18 protein-coding genes are annotated in these 15977 nt (G+C 64.0%); 2 read left to right on the plus strand and 16 right to left on the minus strand.

The features are described from left to right. Position 1: 1 nt before the first annotated feature. Positions 2 to 472, plus strand: a complete 471-nt coding sequence (locus BMX85_RS19580; protein ID WP_090322462.1) for a flagella synthesis protein FlgN — start codon at positions 2 to 4, stop codon at positions 470 to 472. 120 nt (positions 473 to 592) lie between these two features. Here BMX85_RS19580 and motD read toward each other — a convergent pair whose 3' ends face one another. The 11 genes from motD to BMX85_RS19630 form a co-directional block, all read right to left on the minus strand. Next, positions 593 to 1411: a flagellar motor protein MotD gene (gene motD / locus BMX85_RS19585; protein ID WP_090322467.1), complete on the minus strand. Its 819-nt coding sequence runs from the start codon at positions 1409 to 1411 to the stop codon at positions 593 to 595. Position 1412: 1 nt separating this feature from the next. Beyond that, positions 1413 to 2159, minus strand: coding sequence for a flagellar motor protein (locus tag BMX85_RS19590; protein WP_090322477.1), 747 nt, complete (start codon positions 2157 to 2159; stop codon positions 1413 to 1415). Further along, positions 2141 to 2872: an RNA polymerase sigma factor FliA gene (locus tag BMX85_RS19595; RefSeq protein WP_090322480.1), complete on the minus strand. Its 732-nt coding sequence runs from the start codon at positions 2870 to 2872 to the stop codon at positions 2141 to 2143. The genes BMX85_RS19590 and BMX85_RS19595 overlap by 19 nt, the downstream gene beginning before the upstream one ends. Positions 2873 to 2963: 91 nt before the next feature. Next, a complete protein-coding gene (locus BMX85_RS19600; protein WP_090322484.1) occupies positions 2964 to 3770 on the minus strand; it encodes a MinD/ParA family ATP-binding protein in 807 nt (268 codons plus the stop codon). Further along, entirely contained in the window at positions 3763 to 5178 is a 1416-nt protein-coding gene (gene flhF / locus BMX85_RS19605) for a flagellar biosynthesis GTPase FlhF (protein ID WP_090322488.1), read from the minus strand. The genes BMX85_RS19600 and flhF overlap by 8 nt, the downstream gene beginning before the upstream one ends. A gap of 199 nt (positions 5179 to 5377) precedes the next feature. Continuing rightward, entirely contained in the window at positions 5378 to 5956 is a 579-nt protein-coding gene (locus BMX85_RS31510; RefSeq protein WP_307173866.1) for an RpnC/YadD family protein, read from the minus strand. Continuing rightward, a complete protein-coding gene (locus BMX85_RS31515) occupies positions 5893 to 6351 on the minus strand; it encodes an RpnC/YadD family protein (RefSeq protein WP_307173868.1) in 459 nt (152 codons plus the stop codon). Before BMX85_RS31515 ends, BMX85_RS31510 begins: the two co-directional genes overlap by 64 nt. Before the next feature lie 55 nt (positions 6352 to 6406). Next, positions 6407 to 8524, minus strand: coding sequence for a flagellar biosynthesis protein FlhA (gene flhA, locus BMX85_RS19615; RefSeq protein ID WP_090322494.1), 2118 nt, complete (start codon positions 8522 to 8524; stop codon positions 6407 to 6409). Beyond that, a complete protein-coding gene (gene flhB / locus BMX85_RS19620) occupies positions 8521 to 9711 on the minus strand; it encodes a flagellar biosynthesis protein FlhB (RefSeq protein ID WP_090322498.1) in 1191 nt (396 codons plus the stop codon). The genes flhA and flhB overlap by 4 nt, the downstream gene beginning before the upstream one ends. 126 nt (positions 9712 to 9837) lie before the next feature. Next, the gene (locus tag BMX85_RS19625) at positions 9838 to 10824 is read right to left on the minus strand and encodes a fumarylacetoacetate hydrolase family protein (protein ID WP_090322501.1); all 987 of its coding nucleotides are present in this window, start codon (positions 10822 to 10824) and stop codon (positions 9838 to 9840) included. After that, the gene (locus BMX85_RS19630; RefSeq protein ID WP_090322504.1) at positions 10821 to 11555 is read right to left on the minus strand and encodes a pseudouridine synthase; all 735 of its coding nucleotides are present in this window, start codon (positions 11553 to 11555) and stop codon (positions 10821 to 10823) included. The genes BMX85_RS19625 and BMX85_RS19630 overlap by 4 nt, the downstream gene beginning before the upstream one ends. Positions 11556 to 11755: 200 nt before the next feature. Between BMX85_RS19630 and BMX85_RS19635 the strand changes: the two genes are divergently transcribed. Continuing rightward, the gene (locus BMX85_RS19635) at positions 11756 to 12097 is read left to right on the plus strand and encodes a hypothetical protein (RefSeq protein ID WP_090322507.1); all 342 of its coding nucleotides are present in this window, start codon (positions 11756 to 11758) and stop codon (positions 12095 to 12097) included. 236 nt (positions 12098 to 12333) lie between these two features. Here BMX85_RS19635 and BMX85_RS19640 read toward each other — a convergent pair whose 3' ends face one another. From BMX85_RS19640 to BMX85_RS30195, 5 genes are all read right to left on the minus strand, one after another. After that, a complete protein-coding gene (locus BMX85_RS19640) occupies positions 12334 to 13341 on the minus strand; it encodes a S49 family peptidase (protein WP_090322511.1) in 1008 nt (335 codons plus the stop codon). Between the two features lie 3 nt (positions 13342 to 13344). Next, a complete protein-coding gene (locus tag BMX85_RS19645) occupies positions 13345 to 13740 on the minus strand; it encodes a Rieske (2Fe-2S) protein (protein WP_090322514.1) in 396 nt (131 codons plus the stop codon). Continuing rightward, entirely contained in the window at positions 13740 to 14399 is a 660-nt protein-coding gene (locus BMX85_RS19650) for an HAD-IIIA family hydrolase (protein WP_090322517.1), read from the minus strand. Before BMX85_RS19650 ends, BMX85_RS19645 begins: the two co-directional genes overlap by 1 nt. 45 nt (positions 14400 to 14444) lie before the next feature. Next, on the minus strand, positions 14445 to 15428 hold the full coding sequence (locus tag BMX85_RS19655) for an RluA family pseudouridine synthase (RefSeq protein ID WP_090322522.1): 984 nt from the start codon (positions 15426 to 15428) through the stop codon (positions 14445 to 14447). Positions 15429 to 15655: 227 nt separating this feature from the next. Beyond that, on the minus strand, positions 15656 to 15976 hold the full coding sequence (locus BMX85_RS30195; RefSeq protein WP_143068035.1) for a hypothetical protein: 321 nt from the start codon (positions 15974 to 15976) through the stop codon (positions 15656 to 15658). Position 15977 lies beyond the last annotated feature (1 nt).

Here is a 15977-nt window from a genome sequence, read left to right on the forward strand (position 1 = left end):
CATGTCAACCGTCACCCCGCTCAACAATCTGCGCGAAGAAGAGCAGATCATGGCCACGCTGCTGGAGCTGCTCAAGCAGGAGCAGCAATTGCTGGTGACGGCGGACACCGACGGCCTGCCGGCCGTCACGGCGAAAAAAACCGCGCTGATCGCGCAGATGACGTTGTTGTCGGCCCAGCGCCACCGCGCGCTGGGCAAGGCCGGTTTTGCGGCCGAGGAGTCGGGCATGGAGGCGTGGATCGCCGCCAGCGCCGACGACCGGATCGCCCAGTCGTGGAAGCTGTTGCTCGAACACACGCGCGAGGCCAAGGAATTGAACCGCATCAACGGCATGCTGATCAATAAGCAGATGGGCCACACGCAGGGCGCGTTGCAAGCCTTGCAGCCATTGTCTTCCGGCGCGAACAACGTCTATAGCGCCAGCGGGATGTCGAGCACGATTCCGCGCAGCCGCGGCTTCTTGGCCGGCTGACCCCTCCCCTCATATCATGTCCTTTTGTTGCGGCGCGCCTTGATTGGCGCTGCGTGCGCTGCGTCGACGCGGGCATGGCCGATTACGCCGCGCTAATCGGCCGTGCGTGGTTCAGAAGATTTATTGCGCCGGGGCCGGTGCCGGGGCCGGGGCCGGGGCCGTTGGCGCCACCGGCGTCGTCGGCAATTCGGTGACCGTGTCGGGGATGCCCGACAGGATGGTGACGGCCACGCGGCGGTTGCGCGCGCGGCCGATCGGGTCGTCGTTGGGCGCCACCGGCACGTTGGAGCTGAAGCCGACCGCCGTGAGCCGCGCCGGCGCCACGCCGGCGTCGATGAACAGACGCACCACGCTGCTGGCGCGCACCGCCGACAATTCCCAGTTCGATGGATACAGCGAAGTGCTGATCGGCAGATTGTCGGTGTGGCCCTCCACCTGCACGTTGTGGCTGTCGTCCTTGAGCAGCGCGGCGACCGCGCGCAACGCCTCGACCGAATCGGCGGTCAAGCGCGCCTCGGCCGGATCGAACAGCACGCTGGCGTTGATCTCGACGCTGACGCCGCGGCTGTTCTGCGTCACCCGCACCTTGCCCTCCTTGACCAGCGGCGCCAAGGTGGACAGCAGATCCTGCGCCAGCTTGGTCATCTGCTCCTTTTCCTTGCGCAGCATTTCGGTGCGGCGCTTCAGGCCCGGATTGGGGATCGGCAGGTTCTGCACCTGCGTGTTGATCGGCTCGGCCGAACCGGCGCCGCCGAAGGCGTCGCCGAGGGCGTCGGAGAACACCTTGTATTTGCCGATGTTGACCGAGGAGATGGCGTACATCACGACAAAGAACGCGAACAGCAAGGTGATGAAGTCGGAGTAGGAAATCAGCCAGCGCTCGTGGTTCTCCACGTCGTCGTCGAACTTCCTGCGCGCGCGCCGGTACTGGTACTGCACGTCAGTGCTCCCGCAGCAAGGTGGCGATGCGCTCGTCGATGACGCGCGAATGGTCGCCGGTGGCGATGTCGTAGAACACGGCGGCGGCGATCTCCTGCTGGTGCACCGCCTGCGTGACGATGGCCTTCAGCTTGTTGGCGACCGGGTAGAAGAACAGGTTGGCCAGCCCGACGCCGTAGATCGTCGAGACGAAGGCGACGGCGATGCCGGCGCCCAGCTTGCTGGGATCGGTGAGGTTTTCCATCACGTGGATCAGGCCCAGCACCGCGCCCAGGATGCCGATCGTCGGCGAGTAGCCGGCCGCCGATTCCCAGATCCGCACCGCCTGGCGCTCCTCGGTTTCGTAGGCGGTGATCTCGGTGTCGAGCAGGTGGCGCAGCTTGTCCGGATTGATGCCGTCGACGATCAGGCGCAAGCCCTTGGTGTTGAACTTGTCCTTGGAGGCGAGCATGTAGCGCTCCAGCGACAGCAGGCCGTCGCGGCGCGCGGCCAGGTTCCAGGCGCTGATGTCGCGCGCCAGCGCGGCGCGCGTGTCCTTGGGCGGCGCGAACACCAGCCGCAGCATCCGCACGCCGCGCATGAAGGTGCGGAATTTGGTCTGCAGCAGCACCGCGCCGACGGTGCCGATGACGACGATCGCGAAGGCGGCCGGCTGCAGCAGCGACGATAGTTTGCCGCCTTCGAGCGTCTGGCCGACGGCGACGCCGGCCAGCGCCAGCAGCACCCCGATTACACTGGCCCAGTCCACGACTTCTCCCTGAGCGAGGCGCGCAGGCGCGCGACGGCCTGCGTATGCAATTGCGATACGCGCGATTCCGATACGCCCATCACGGCGCCGATTTCTTTCAAGTTGAGCTCCTCTTCATAGTACAGCCCCATCAGCATTTTTTCGCGCGGCGGCAGCGCGTCGATGGCGTCGATCACGGCCTGGCGGAAGTCGCCGTCGAGCAGCGAGCGCAGCGGGTCGCTCTCCTCGTCCGAGCAATAGCGGTCGAGGAAGCTGTCGTTGCCGTCGTCGTCGTGGAAATCCTCGTAGTACACCAGCTGGTGGCCGCCGCCGTCGGACAGCATCTCCTGGTAGTCGGCCAGCGACAGCTTGAGCATCTTGGCCACCTCCGACTCGGTCGGCGGATGGCCCAGGCGCTGCTGCAGCGTGCTCATCGCCGTTTCGATCTTGCGCATGTTCTGGCGCATCGAGCGCGGCAGCCAGTCGCTGTTGCGCAGTTCATCGAGCATGGCGCCACGGATGCGCAGCACCGCATAGGTCTCGAACTGGGCGCCATGGGTGTCCTCGTACCGGCTGATGGCGTCGAGCAGGCCGATCATCCCGGCTTGCACCAGATCGTCGACTTCGACGCTGGGCGGCAGTTTCGCCTTCATGTGATGGGCAAGGCGCTTGACCAACGGCATATGCTCCGTCAGCAAAGAATTCTTGTCCGCTTTCCCTTTGACCGTGTACATAGCCTGATGTTTGTATTCTTATTTATAGTTCATTGATAGTTAGCTATGCGCCAAGATCTTCGCCACGCCGCTGCCCGCGCCCCCGTTCCGCTCACAGCGAACGTGCGACCGACGGCGAACCGGCCAGCGCGAAGCGCCCCGCCAGTTGACGGAACGCGACCGAGGCGCCGGCCAGCGGAAAGGCGTCGACCACCGCGCGACCGAGGCGCGCGGCGCGCTGCAGGTATTCGTCGGCCGGCACCGATCCCATCGAGACCAGGTTCACGGCCAGATAGCGGCTTGCCGCTTGCGCCATATTATCGTATACCACTTTTGCTTCCGATTCGGAAGCCCCGGTGACCAGAATTCCGAACGGGCGGCGGCCCAGTTCCTGGTTCAGGCGCTTGATCATGCTGTAGGCGGCCTTGATCGAGGTGGCGCTGTTCGACACCTGCACCACGATCTCGGAACTGGCCATGACCGGCACCGGGAAAGCCTCGCCGTCGAATTCGCCGTCGACGATGACGATGCCGGTCTGCTTGACCAGCACATCGAAAGCCTTGGCCAGGCGGCGCGTTTCATCGGGACCGCTGCGCAGCGCGCCGCGTGTCATCGACGCCACAGCGAAGCCCTGCGGCACCTGGTGGATCACCTGGTTGAGCGCGCACTCCTGGCGCGCCACATCGAGCAAACTGGCGCCGCCGTCGACGCCGAGGCGGGTGGCCACGCCGTGCGCGCTGGCGCAGGCGTCCATGATCAACACGTCGTTGCCGGCGCGCGCCAGCGAGGCGCCCAGGTTGACCAGCATGGCGCCCTTGTCGTCCTGCGGCGTGGCCGACAGGAAGGTGACGATGCGGGGCTTGGGCCCCGCCAGCATGCGGCGCAGTCCCTCCGCCTGGTCGAAATCGAAATTAGCCAAGGTGCACCTCGCGCATCGACAGGTCGTTGCTGGCATTGGACATCAGCATCGGCAGTTCGGCATCGAGGTATTGGGTGCTGACGGCGTCGCGTTTCAATTTGAAAGCGCGGTCGATCAGGTAGGCCGGATCGGCCAGGTGCAGGTCTTCCGGCACGCGCTGGCCGTTCGAGACGTAGAACAGGTTGAGCTTCTGGCGGATGACGACATCGAGCACGTTGCCGATCGCCGCCGCCTCATCGAGCTTGGTCATGATGCAGCCGGCCAGGCCGCTGCCCTGGTAGGCGCGCACCACTTCGTTGAGCGTCTCCTGGGTGGCGGTGGCGTTGAGGCACAGCAGGCGCTTGACGTCCGAGCCGGCCCCTTGCAGCATCGAGACCTGTTCGGTCACCATCTGGTCGCGCTGGCTCACGCCGACGGTGTCGATCAACACCGTGTGCTTGTTGCGCAGCTCCTTGAGGGCGATGCGCAGGTCGGCTTCGTCCTTGACCGAGTGCACCATCACGCCGAGGATCTTGCCGTAGATGCGCAGCTGTTCGTGGGCGCCGATACGATAGGCGTCGGTGGTGATCAGCGCCAGCTTGTCCGGGCCGTGGCGCATCACGCAGCGCGCGGCCAGCTTGGCGGTGCTGGTGGTCTTGCCGACGCCGGTCGGGCCGACCAGCGCGAACACGCCGCCCTGGTCGATCAGCGCGTCCTCGTTGGCCATGGCCGACAGGTTGCGGGTCAACACGGTTTTAATCCAGCGCATGCTGTCGGCGGCGTCGCGGTCGGCCGGCAGCTTTTCGATCAGGTAGCGCGCCAGGCTGGCCGAGAAACCGGCGGCCAGCATTTCGCGCAGCACGGCGGCCTTTTGCGGCTCGCGCGCCTGGGTGCTGCCCCAGGCGATTTCGGCCAGCTGGGTTTCCATCATGCCGCGCATGGCGCGGATCTCGCCCATCATCACCTGCATCTCGGCGGCGGCGTTCTGCTTGGCGCTGGCGACGGCCGAAGCGACCATCGCGGTGATCTGGTCGACGTCGAGCGACGGCGCGCGCGGCTGGGCCGGCGCCGACGGCGCGGCGGCCGCGGCGGCGGTCTTGCTGGCGTACGACGACGGCGAGGCGACGACGCGGCGCACCGGCTCGGCCGGCATCTCGCCGGCGCGGTTGTCGAAGCGCGGTTCCATGCGTTGTTCGAGGCGGCCCGCCGGCAGGCCCAGGCCCAGGTCCAGCGACGGCGCCGGTTCGGCCATCGGCGAATGCGGCGCCGGCGACGACAGCGACGCGGCGTCGTCGTTGGCCAGCGCGAGGATCTCGACGCCGCCGTCGGACTGGCGGTTCGACAGGATCACGGCGTCCGGGCCGAGCGATTCGCGCACCTTGCGCAACGCCTCGCGCGAAGTCGGCGCGCTGAATTTTTTGACGTTCATGGCTGGCTCCCCGGGAACGGGGTGGCGCGTGCTTGCGAGGTAGGTGTGGCCATCATCGACTCCTGTAGCGTGAGTAGCGCGTCTTCCGGACGAGACGCTTTTCTACTCGGACAGTGCCATTATTGACGATGCACTCAGGAAACGATCCGATGAACAAGGGCGGAAAGGGGCCGCATTTCCCCCCGGCCGTGGAGATTGCCTATTTATCAGCGAATACCTCGGACAAACTGCGGGCGGCAAGCACATTTTTAGTCCAGACGGTGAGCTGGTCGGCATCGGCCATTGCCAAACTGGCACGGCTCACCGCGTCGAGTTCGCCGAAGCGCTCGGTTAGCAACACCGCCAACATGTCGGCGAGCGCTTCGCGCCGTCCTTCTTGCCGTCCTTCTTGCCGTCCTTCTTGCCGCCCTAGTTGCCGTCCTTCTTTCCTGCCGATCTCCATGCCGATGCGTTCAATTGAAGACATGTAAGTCATGGTCGTTCTCCTTTCCCAGTGCAAGATGCCATGGCGCAGCCGGGCGTCCAGTTCCTGTGGCAGCGCCATGATCCAATCGATTACGCGATACAGGTTGATGATACGCTGACGATCCCAGTTCCGCTGATACAGTAGCTTGGTCAAACGCCACTTGGCGATACATCGGCGACGCGCGTCCCGCTTGGTTTGCAACGCGAGCAAATGCGCGACGGTGACCAGCGCAAAAGGATTGTCCAGCGCTAGCAGCTCGTCCACGCGGTCGGAGTAATCTTGCAGCTTGACGACGGGGAAATCGATGCGCATCTCGCAACCGAGAAGCTTGTAAGAGAAGGCGCAGGGCCGCCAACGCCAACTGGCATCGGTAAGCAACGCCAGGCTGGCAACGGGGCGCCGGTAACGACGCGGTAGTTGTAGACGAAAATGCGCTCGGCGAAATCCTTGTCGTGCCGCCCCTGTACTTCCAGATGCACCAGCACCCATTGCTCGCCGCCGGTATGCAACTGGACGCGCACCAGCTTGTCGAGCACGCGTAGGCCGAGCTCGGCATCACGCGTCAGCGCGGCGAACTCCCGGTCGAGAAAGTCGGGCGGCCGCGACCAGTCGATCGCGGCGTGCGCCTGCGGAAAATAGAAGGCCATGAACTCGGGAAAGTGATGCGTGACCACTTCCTTCCACGGCGTGTCGTAGTCGTCGTCCATACCGCAGTCTAGGCCGCCCGCACGAGCGACGATCCCGAACCGCTCAATCTTGCCGTTACTGCTGCCCCACCAACGCCGTCACGCGGATGGTTTTAGTTTCCGGAATCTCCGCGTGCGACAGCACCTTCAACTGCGGCAAGGCGCGGCGCAGGAAGCGCGACAGCAAGGCGCGCAGCGGCCCCGGCACCAGCAGCACCGGCGTCAGGCCCAGCGCCTCCTGCTGCTGCGCCGCCTGCTGGGCTTGCTGGGCGATGGTGTCGGCCAGGCCCGGCTCGATGCCCGCGCCGTCCGGCCCGCTGGCCGCCAGCGCCTGCATCAACAAGCGTTCCAGGCGGTTATCCAGGGTCATCACCGACAGCTCGGACGCGCCCGGGAACAATTGCTGCACGATGGCGCGGCCCAGCGAGATGCGCACCAGCGCCGTCAGGTCGTTCGGGTCCTGCGTGTGCACGGCGTGCTCGGCCAGGGTCTCGATCACCGAGCGCATGTCACGGATGTGCACGCCTTCCATCAGCAGGTTTTGCAGCACCTTTTGCAAGGTCGACAGCGACACCATCTTCGGCACCAGGTCTTCCACCAGCTTGGGCGCCTCCTTGCCCAGGTGGTCGAGCAGCGACTGCACCTCGGCGCGGCCGAGCAGCTCGGACGCGTGGGTCGTGATCAAATGGTTCAGATGGGTGGCCACCACCGTGCCGGCGTCGACCACGGTGTAGCCCATGCCCTGCGCCTGGTCGCGCAGGCCGGCGTCGATCCACGTGGCCGGCAGGCCGAAGGCCGGATCGGTGGTCACCAGGCCCTGCAGGGTGCCGCTGGCCATGCCCGGATTGATCGCCAGGAACTGGCCGTTGAAGGCCTCGCCCGCGCCGACCTCGACGCCCTTGAGCGTGATGCGGTAGGCCGACGGCTTCAGTTCCAGGTTGTCGCGGATGTGCACCGGCGGCGCCAGGAAGCCGACCTCCTGCGCGAACTTCTTGCGGATGCCCTTGATGCGCTTGAGCAGCTCGCCGCCCTGGGTCTTGTCGACCAGCGGAATCAGGCGGTAGCCCACTTCCAGCCCCAAGGTGTCGACCGGCATGATGTCCTGCCAGCTGGCCTCTTCCTGCTCGGGCGCGGCGGCCGGCGCGGCGGCCTCGGCCGCGGCGGCCTCGGCGGCCGCCCCGCCGCCGGCCTTGGCGCGCTTGGTCATCAGGTAGGCGGAACCGGCCAGCACGCCGGCCAGCAGCAGGAACACCAGGTTCGGCATGCCCGGAATGATGCCCATGCCGCCGATGATGGCGGCGGTGATGTACAGCACCTGCGGCTTGGCGAACAACTGCCCCACCATCTGGGTGCCGATGTCCTCGTCGCTGGCCACGCGCGAGACCACGATACCGGCCGCCACCGAGATGATCAGCGACGGGATTTGCGCCACCAGGCCGTCACCGATGGCCAGCAGCGTGTACAGCTTGATCGCCTCGCCGAACGCCAGCTCGTGCTGGATCACGCCGACCAGCAGACCGCCGACGACGTTGATCACCGTCACCAGGATGCCGGCGATGGCATCGCCGCGCACGTACTTGCTGGCGCCGTCCATCGCGCCATAGAATTCGGCTTCCTGCGACACTTCGCTGCGGCGCTTGCGGGCGTCGGCTTCACCGATCAAACCGGCGTTGAGGTCGGCGTCGATCGCCATTTGCTTACCCGGCATCGCGTCCAGCGCGAAACGGGCGCCCACTTCGGCGATCCGGCCTGCGCCCTTGGTCACGACGGTGAAGTTAATGATGGTCAGGATGATGAACACCACCAGGCCGACCGTGTAATTGCCGCCGATGAGGAAGTGGCCGAAGGCCTCGATCACCTTGCCGGCGGCGTCGGGACCCGAGTGGCCCTCGGTCAGCACCACGCGGGTCGAGGCCACGTTCAGCGACAGGCGCAGCATGGTCGACACCAGCAGGATGGTCGGAAAGGCCATGAAGTCGAGCGGCTTGACCGTGTACAGGCTGGTCAACAGCACGATCACCGCCAGCGCGATGTTGAAACTGAAAAAGATGTCGAGCACGAACGCCGGCAGCGGCAGCACCATCATCCCCAGCAGCATGATGATCAGGATAGGCGCCGCCAGGCTCGCCTTGTTCTTGCTGTTGGCGATGCCTTGCAACCACGGCGGCAGTTTGATGTTGCTTATTGCGTTCATGCGGAAGCTCCGTTATTCGACTCTGGTTTCTTGCCGTATTTGGGGATAAAGGCCGGGTTCAGCGGATCGAGCTCCGGCGGCACGTCCAGCGTCTTCGGCACGTCCGGACGGTTGCTGCCGCCCTTGCTGAACAGGCGCAGCTGGAAGACGTAGGCCAGCACCTCGGCCACGGCCGCGTACAGCTGTTCGGGAATCTCGTCGCCGATCTCGGTGTGCTGGTACAGCGCGCGCGCCAGCGCCGGCGCCTCCAGCAAGGTGACCTTGCTGTCCTTGGCAATTTCGCGGATCTTGGCGGCCACCTCGTCGGTCCCCTTGGCCACCACCTTCGGCGCGCCGCGCATGCCGTCGCTGTACTTGAGCGCGACCGCGTAGTGGGTCGGGTTGGTCACCACCACGTCGGCGGTCGGCACGTCGGCCATCATGCGGCGCTTGGCCATCTCGCGCTGCAGCTGGCGGATCTTGCCCTTGATTTGCGGATTGCCGTCGGACTCCTTCGATTCCTGGATCATCTCCTGGCGGGTCATCTTCAGCTTGTTAGCGTAATGCCACATCTGGTACGGGCCGTCGATGGCGGCGATCAGGCCGAGCGCGCCGACGATGAACAGGAAGCTGCTGCCGAGCATATTGATCAAATGGACGGTGCCGAGCTTGAGCGGTTCGACGGCCAGGCCGATCACCGCGTCCTTCTGCCGCATCACCACCATGTAGGCGACCACGCCGACCACCAGCGCCTTGGCGATGGCCTTGAACAGTTCGACCAGCGCGTTCTTGGAAAACATATTGCCGATGCCGGTGATGGGATTGAGCTTGCTGAACTTGGGCATGAAAGCCTTGCCGGAAAACAGCCAGCCGCCCACCAGCAGCGGCGACGCCAGCGCCACGACCATCACCGCCACGCCCAGTGGCAGGCAGGCGATCATCACCCGCACCACGTCGACCAGGATGCGGTTGATCAGCACGTCGGGATTGAAGATTTGCTCCTGGGTCAAGGTCAGTCCGGACACCAGGGCGGAATTGAGTTGCCGTATCAGGCCGTCGCCGGTCAGCCACAGGCCCGCGCCGGCGGCCATCAGCACGGTAAACGTGGCCACTTCCCGCGATCGCGGAACGTCGCCTTCCTCGCGCGCCTGCTCGAGGCGCTTCGCTGACGCGGGTTCGGTCTTTTCTGCGTCGCTATCTTCTGACATGGTCGGCCTGCCGCGTGATGTATTTCGATGTTGCCATTATCGAGTGCGGCAGGACCCGACCATCGGTCGAATACGGCGGTATTTCAGTGCTTGCTCACTGATTCCGCACGGCAATTGTCTATTTGGCTAGCTTGCCTTTTGAACGACTTTCTGGTCGATGGCGCCGAACACCGACTTGGCGTCGCCGTTGAGCATCTCGATGCGGATGGTGTCGCCGAAGGCCATGAACGGCGTGAGCGGCGCGCCGCCGGCGATCATTTCCAGCGCGCGCTGTTCGGCGATGCACGAATAGCCGCGCTTGGCGTCCTTGTTGGACACCGTGCCCGAGCCGACGATCGTCCCGGCCCGCACGTTGCGCGTGGCCGCCAGGTGGGCGATCAAGTGGGGAAAGTTGAACACCATGTCGACGCCGGCATGCGGCTGGCCGACCAGCTTGCCGTTCCACGTCGAGCGCAGCGGCAAATGCACCTTGCCGCCCTTCCAGGCGTCGTCGAGCTCGTCCGGGGTGACCGCCACCGGCGAACAGCTGGTGGCCGGCTTGCTTTGCAAAAAGCCAAACCCCTTGGCCAGCTCTTCCGGAATCAGGTTGCGCAGCGACACGTCGTTGACCAGCATCAGCAGCCGGATGCGCTGGTGCGCCTGGTCCGGCGTCGCGCCCATGGGCACATCGTCGGTGATCACGGCCACTTCCGCTTCGAAATCGATGCCCCACTGCTCGTGGAACAGTTCGATATCGTCGGTCGGACCCAGCAGCTCGTCGCTGCCGCCCTGGTACATCAACGGCTGCTCCCAAAAGGCGTCCGGCATCTCGGCGCCGCGCGCCTTGCGCACCAGCTCGACATGGTTGACGTAGGCCGAGCCGTCGGCCCACTGGAACGCGCGCGGCAGCGGCGCCATGCAGTTGGCCGGATCGAAATCGAAGGCGCGGCGCGCGCGCCCCTGGTTCAGGTCGTGGTAGATCGCCTCCAGTTGCGGCGCGATGAAGGCCCAGTCGTCGAGCGCGCGCTGCAGGCTGCGCGCCACGCCGTCGGCCAGTTGCGCCGTTTTGAGGTCGCGCGCGACGACGGCCAGCTGGCCGTCGCGGGTGCCGTCCTTCAGCGTCGCCAGCTTCATGCGGCGGTGGGCGCCGCGGCAGGCGCCAGCAGCGCCAGCTGTTCGGCCGTCAGGTAGCACCACTCGCCTTCGGCGATGCCGAGCGATTCGAGGGTCAGGCCGCCGATGGCCGACCGGTGCAGCGCGCTGCAATGTTTGCCGGCAGCCGCCAGCATGCGCTTGACCTGGTGGTATTTGCCCTGCTCGAGCACAATCTCCAGCAAATGCTCGCCGCGGCGCACGCAGGTTTGCGCGGCCAGCGGCGCCGGCTCGTCGTGCAATTGCACCCCGGCCAGCAGCTGCGCGACCAGCTCGTCGGTGACCGGGTCTTGCGTCGTGGCCTGGTAAATCTTTGGAACATGCCGCTTCGGCGACGATTGTGCGTGGATAAACGGGCCATCGTCGGACATCAGCAGCATGCCGGTGGTGTCGTGGTCGAGCCGGCCGACCGGCTGCACGTCGCGCCAGGTGAACTGTTCGGGGAGCAACGTCAGCACGCCGGGATGGTGGCTCGGCTTGCGCGAGCACTCGAAATTGGCCGGCTTGTGCAGGGCGATGTACAAATGTTCGCGATAGACCCACTGCTCATCGAAGATGGTCAACACCAGGCCATCGGTCTCGATGCTGGCTTTGTAATTGTCGTGCACGACGCCGTCGATGCTCACTTCGCCATCCTCGATGAGGGAGCGGCAGTACTTGCGGGTGCCATAACCCTGCGATTGCAGGATGCGGTCCAGGGATAATTTACTCATGGCCGGATTTTACAGGATGCGCCAGGCAGCGGGAAGGATGCGGGGACGATGGCGGAAAGGTCGCGTCCGCGCGACAGTGCAATGTCCTGGACAGCTTGTTTTATTGATCCGCATCAAGTGCCCCGAAGATTGAATGGGTAGACTCAAAGCTCATTAGGAATCCGCCTAATGGACTAGGAAATACTCAGCAGGACGACAATATGACCACCGTACTCAAGGTTAACCCGGCGGCACAGGAGCAGGCCGCCATGCACCGAACCAAACTACTGCTGGCCCGCTGCCGCGGCTGCACCCCTCCCCTGGTGACGGACGTCCAGACCCGCTGGCATCAGCAGCGCCAAGCCCATTTTCTCGCCTGGCTGGAAGCGGGCGGCTTCGCGCAATCCGATCCGGAGCGGCACCACGAAGACCGGCAGCGCGAAGCGGTCGGACACGCGCTGCGCGACGGCGGCCCGGCCCCGGACTTGCATGCCGACACCGACCCGGCGATGCTGCGCCCAATAGAAAACAGCGGCATTGCGCCGCTGTTTTCAGTCCCCTGAAGGGACTCTGACGAGGAATCGAAATTCTCTCAAATCCGCATCCATGATGCGGTTTAAGTAGTTCAATCACATTGAATCAAGATCTGCTGACAACGAGATAAACTGTTTATATCGGCCTCCCTTGGAAAGAACTACCCCCTTACTATAGTCCACCAAGTCGGATATGCAAGCCTAAATAAGACCGGATTGTTAATGTTTATCGCTACGCCAGACATCCGGCCCTGGCGGCTAAGGCGTCAGCGCAGGCTGGGCGTCGCGGTGCCGACCGCCGATTTCATCGCGCCGGCGCCCATCGCCGCGCCGAATTTCTTCAGCACGCGCTCTGGCAGGCCTTCGTGCTGGGTGTAGTCGACGATGTCTTCGGCGCGGATGACGTCGCGCGCGACGCTGTCGACCGTGCCCAGGGCGTCGGCCAGGCCCATGTCGATCGACTTGGCGCCGGTCCAGAACAGGCCGGAGAACATCTCCGGGCTTTCCTTGAGCCGCTTGCCGCGGCCGTTGCGCACCACCTGGATGAACTGCTGGTGGATCTCGTCGAGCATCGCCTGCGCGTACTGTTTATGTTTGTCCGTGAGCGGCGTGAACGGGTCCATGAAGCCCTTGTTCTCGCCGGCCGTCAGCAGGCGGCGCTCGACGCCGACCTTGTCCATGAAACCGGTGAAGCCGAAACCGTCCATCAGCACGCCGATGGAACCGACGATGCTGGCCTTGTTGACATAGATGCGGTCGGCGCCGGCGGCGATGTAATAGCAGCCGGAGGCGCAAATCTCGTCGACCACCACATACAGCGGCTTGCCCGGATAACCCTTGCGCAGGCGGTTCATCTCGTCGACGATCATGCCGGCCTGGACCGGACTGCCGCCCGGGCTGTTGATGTGCATGACGACGGCGACCGAGCCGGAATCGGAAAACGCCTTGTTCAGCGCCGGGATCACCACCGAGGCGGCGCCGCTGCCCTCCGATTCGATGGCGCCTTCGATTTCGATCAGCGCCGTGTGGCGGCCCAGCGTCTCCTCGGAGCCGGTCCAGCTGAAATCGAAGTACGTGCTCAGCGCGACGACGATCACCAGCAAGGTGGCGAACTTGAAGAAGATCCCCCAGCGGCGCGACGATTTTTGCTCTTTCAAGGTGGCGAACACCAGTTTTTCCAGCACCTCGCGCTCCCAGTTGGCAGCGGGTACGGACGGGGTCACCGGTGGCGCCGGCGTCGGTGGAAGATGGTGGCTGTCGATGTTGTCGCTCATGGATTACTTAGGTTGGAGGTTTTCAGGCGTTTTCGGGACAAGCGGGCGTACGTAGTCGTCGGGCTGCCAGAAGATGCGCTGATCGTGTTCGACCACGCCGATCGGCCGCAGCCGTCCGCCGCGGCACGGGCCGCCGGCGCACAGACCGCTCTCCGGCACGTAGATCGCGCCGTGGGTGGAACACATCAGATACAGGCCGCTGGACTCGAAAAACTCGCCCTCCGCCCAGTCGAGCTCGATCGGCACGTGGGCGCAGCGGTTCAGGTACGCGTAGGCCATGCCGCCGTAGCGCACCACGAAGCCGGTACCGTCGGCGCCGCCGGCGGTGACGGCGAAGCGCACGCCCTTGCCGCCTTCCAGCACCGCGTCCGACGCACAGACCAGTATTTCTTCGTTCATCAAGCGTGCTCGCTCAACCATTGATGCAGTTCGGCCACGGTGGCCGCCGAGTACAGCGGCTGACAGGCCGCCAGCTGGTCGGCCGGATGGGCGCCATACTGCACCGCGATGCCGGACGCGCCGGCGTTGTTTGCCATCAGCAAATCATGCGAAGTATCGCCGATCATCACGGTACGGCGCATATCCTGCCCCAATTCCCGCGTCAATTCCTGCAGCATGGCCGGGTGCGGCTTGGAGAACGTTTCGTCGGCACAACGCGTGGCATCGAACATCGACAACAGCTTAACGTCGTTCATCGCCCGGTTCAAGCCGACCCGGCTTTTACCGGTGGCCACGGCCAGGAAATAGCCGCTCTGGGATAACTCCACCAACATATCCTGCACGCCGGGGAACAACGCCAGTTCATGGTCGCGCGACAGGAAATGGTAGCGGTAGCGCTCCACCATGCGCGGATAGTACGACGGGTCCACCTCCGGCAGCACCGCCTGCATCGCCTCGTGCAAGCCGAGGCCGATGACGTGGGCGGCGACGTCGTCGCGCGGGATCGGCAGCGACAAATCGCGCGCCGCCGCCTGGATACACTTCACGATCGTCGAGGTGGAATCCATCAGGGTGCCATCCCAATCGAAGACGATCAGATCAAATTGCTTTCTTGCCATGTGTTCCGGCCGCTAACGGCGGCCGGCTCCTTAGAATATTTGCGATTAGTTAAGAGGTTTTCCCAAGCTTACCAAGAATCGTTCACATTCGGCGGCCAATGGCGCGTTCAACGTCATGATTTTTCCGGAATCAGGGTGGGTGAACGTAATCTGATGGGCGTGAAGGAACATCCGCTTGAGCGCGCCACGCGTCGCGTCGGCCTTCAGCAGGACCCGGTTCAGGGCGAAATCGCCGTATTTGTCGTCACCGAGGATGGCGAAGCCGGACGATGCCAGGTGAACCCGGATCTGGTGCGTGCGTCCGGTCTTCAGCTCGGCTTCCAGCAGCGCGAACTCCTTGAATTTCTTCAGCAGCGAGAACACCGTGTGCGACGGCAAGCCTTCGGCCTGCACCGCCACGCGGCGCTCGCCGTCGGCCGTCGTGTACTTGTGCAGCGGCAGCTTGACGTGCTGGCGCGCGTTTTTCCAGTCGCCGGCCACCATGGTCAGATAGCGCTTGTCGGTATGGCCGTCGCGCATCTGCTCGTGCAGGTTGGTCAGCGCCGAGCGTTTCTTGGCCAGCAACAGCAAGCCGGAGGTGTCGCGGTCGAGCCGGTGCACCAGTTCGAGGAACTTGGCGTCCGGACGCGAGGCGCGCAGCTGTTCGATGACGCCGAACGACACGCCAGAGCCGCCATGGACGGCCACGCCGGCCGGCTTGTCGATGACTAACAAGTGGCTGTCTTCGAAAATGACCTTGAATTCGGCGGCCGGCACGTGCGTGGTGTCGGCTTTTTCGGCGATGCGCACCGGCGGAATGCGCACCACGTCGCCCTGCACCAGACGGTACAACTGGTCGATACGGCCCTTGTTGACGCGCACTTCGCCCGAGCGCAGGATGCGGTAAACGTGGCTTTTCGGCACGCCTTTGCAAATACGCAACAAGTAGTTGTCGATGCGTTGGCCGGCTTCTTCTTCAGTGATGGTGACGAATTGTGCTTGCAGCGGCAGCGGTGTTGAAGGGGGAACAACATCATTTTGCATCTTCATTTGCTCTGTCTTCCCAGAAATCTCTCTAAGTCCTTCATTTTGAATATATAATTGTTTCGCTGCGGTTCGAACTGCGGCAAGTGTAAGAATAAAAGCACATTTTACACAGGGGCGTCACCACTGGCCTCGCCAAATTGCAAATTCAGAGGAAAATATGTATACGCACCAGCCATGCGGGAATCAAGGTTGCACCGTTGTTGTAATCGGATGCCGGCATGGATGCAGAATTAAAATGATTGGATTGTAAGGATAAAGTCCGGCCAGCCTGGCTTCGAGCCAGGCTGGCCGGTTGATGAAGTTGATAACGCTTGCCGTTTTCGCCAGACCCCATGCTTTGCTGCAAGCGACGGAAGGCTAAAACCAGCCTGGTTACATTGCAACTTCGCGAAGTTGTAAATATCGAAGTTGTAATACTTGTAGTACGTAAGCCTGGTCAGGATTTGGCTTTCAACGACGCTGCCCACCGCCTGCATTTCTCTGCCTCCCCTACGGGCCGCATGGAAGAGTTGCAGGTGATGCGGGCACTCGGCATGTCGATCGACTTTCATG

This window comes from Duganella sp. CF517 (assembly GCF_900110275.1).
Lineage (GTDB): Bacteria > Pseudomonadota > Gammaproteobacteria > Burkholderiales > Burkholderiaceae_D > Rugamonas.

Excerpts from the sequence above, each read along its gene's own strand:
- flhF (WP_090322488.1), bottom strand. The coding sequence starts at position 5,178 with ATGAACGTCAAAAAATTCAGCGCGCCGACTTCGCGCGAGGCGTTGCGC.
- flhB (WP_090322498.1), bottom strand. The coding sequence starts at position 9,711 with ATGTCAGAAGATAGCGACGCAGAAAAGACCGAACCCGCGTCAGCGAAG.
- BMX85_RS19595 (WP_090322480.1), bottom strand. The coding sequence starts at position 2,872 with ATGTACACGGTCAAAGGGAAAGCGGACAAGAATTCTTTGCTGACGGAG.
- BMX85_RS19630 (WP_090322504.1), bottom strand. The coding sequence starts at position 11,555 with ATGAGTAAATTATCCCTGGACCGCATCCTGCAATCGCAGGGTTATGGC.
- BMX85_RS19635 (WP_090322507.1), top strand. The coding sequence starts at position 11,756 with ATGACCACCGTACTCAAGGTTAACCCGGCGGCACAGGAGCAGGCCGCC.
- BMX85_RS30195 (WP_143068035.1), bottom strand. The coding sequence starts at position 15,976 with ATGAAAGTCGATCGACATGCCGAGTGCCCGCATCACCTGCAACTCTTC.
- BMX85_RS19650 (WP_090322517.1), bottom strand. The coding sequence starts at position 14,399 with ATGGCAAGAAAGCAATTTGATCTGATCGTCTTCGATTGGGATGGCACC.
- BMX85_RS19655 (WP_090322522.1), bottom strand. The coding sequence starts at position 15,428 with ATGAAGATGCAAAATGATGTTGTTCCCCCTTCAACACCGCTGCCGCTG.
- BMX85_RS31510 (WP_307173866.1), bottom strand. The coding sequence starts at position 5,956 with ATGCGCATCGATTTCCCCGTCGTCAAGCTGCAAGATTACTCCGACCGC.
- BMX85_RS19640 (WP_090322511.1), bottom strand. The coding sequence starts at position 13,341 with ATGAGCGACAACATCGACAGCCACCATCTTCCACCGACGCCGGCGCCA.
- BMX85_RS31515 (WP_307173868.1), bottom strand. The coding sequence starts at position 6,351 with ATGGACGACGACTACGACACGCCGTGGAAGGAAGTGGTCACGCATCAC.
- BMX85_RS19625 (WP_090322501.1), bottom strand. The coding sequence starts at position 10,824 with ATGAAGCTGGCGACGCTGAAGGACGGCACCCGCGACGGCCAGCTGGCC.
- BMX85_RS19645 (WP_090322514.1), bottom strand. The coding sequence starts at position 13,740 with ATGAACGAAGAAATACTGGTCTGTGCGTCGGACGCGGTGCTGGAAGGC.
- flhA (WP_090322494.1), bottom strand. The coding sequence starts at position 8,524 with ATGAACGCAATAAGCAACATCAAACTGCCGCCGTGGTTGCAAGGCATC.
- BMX85_RS19580 (WP_090322462.1), top strand. The coding sequence starts at position 2 with ATGTCAACCGTCACCCCGCTCAACAATCTGCGCGAAGAAGAGCAGATC.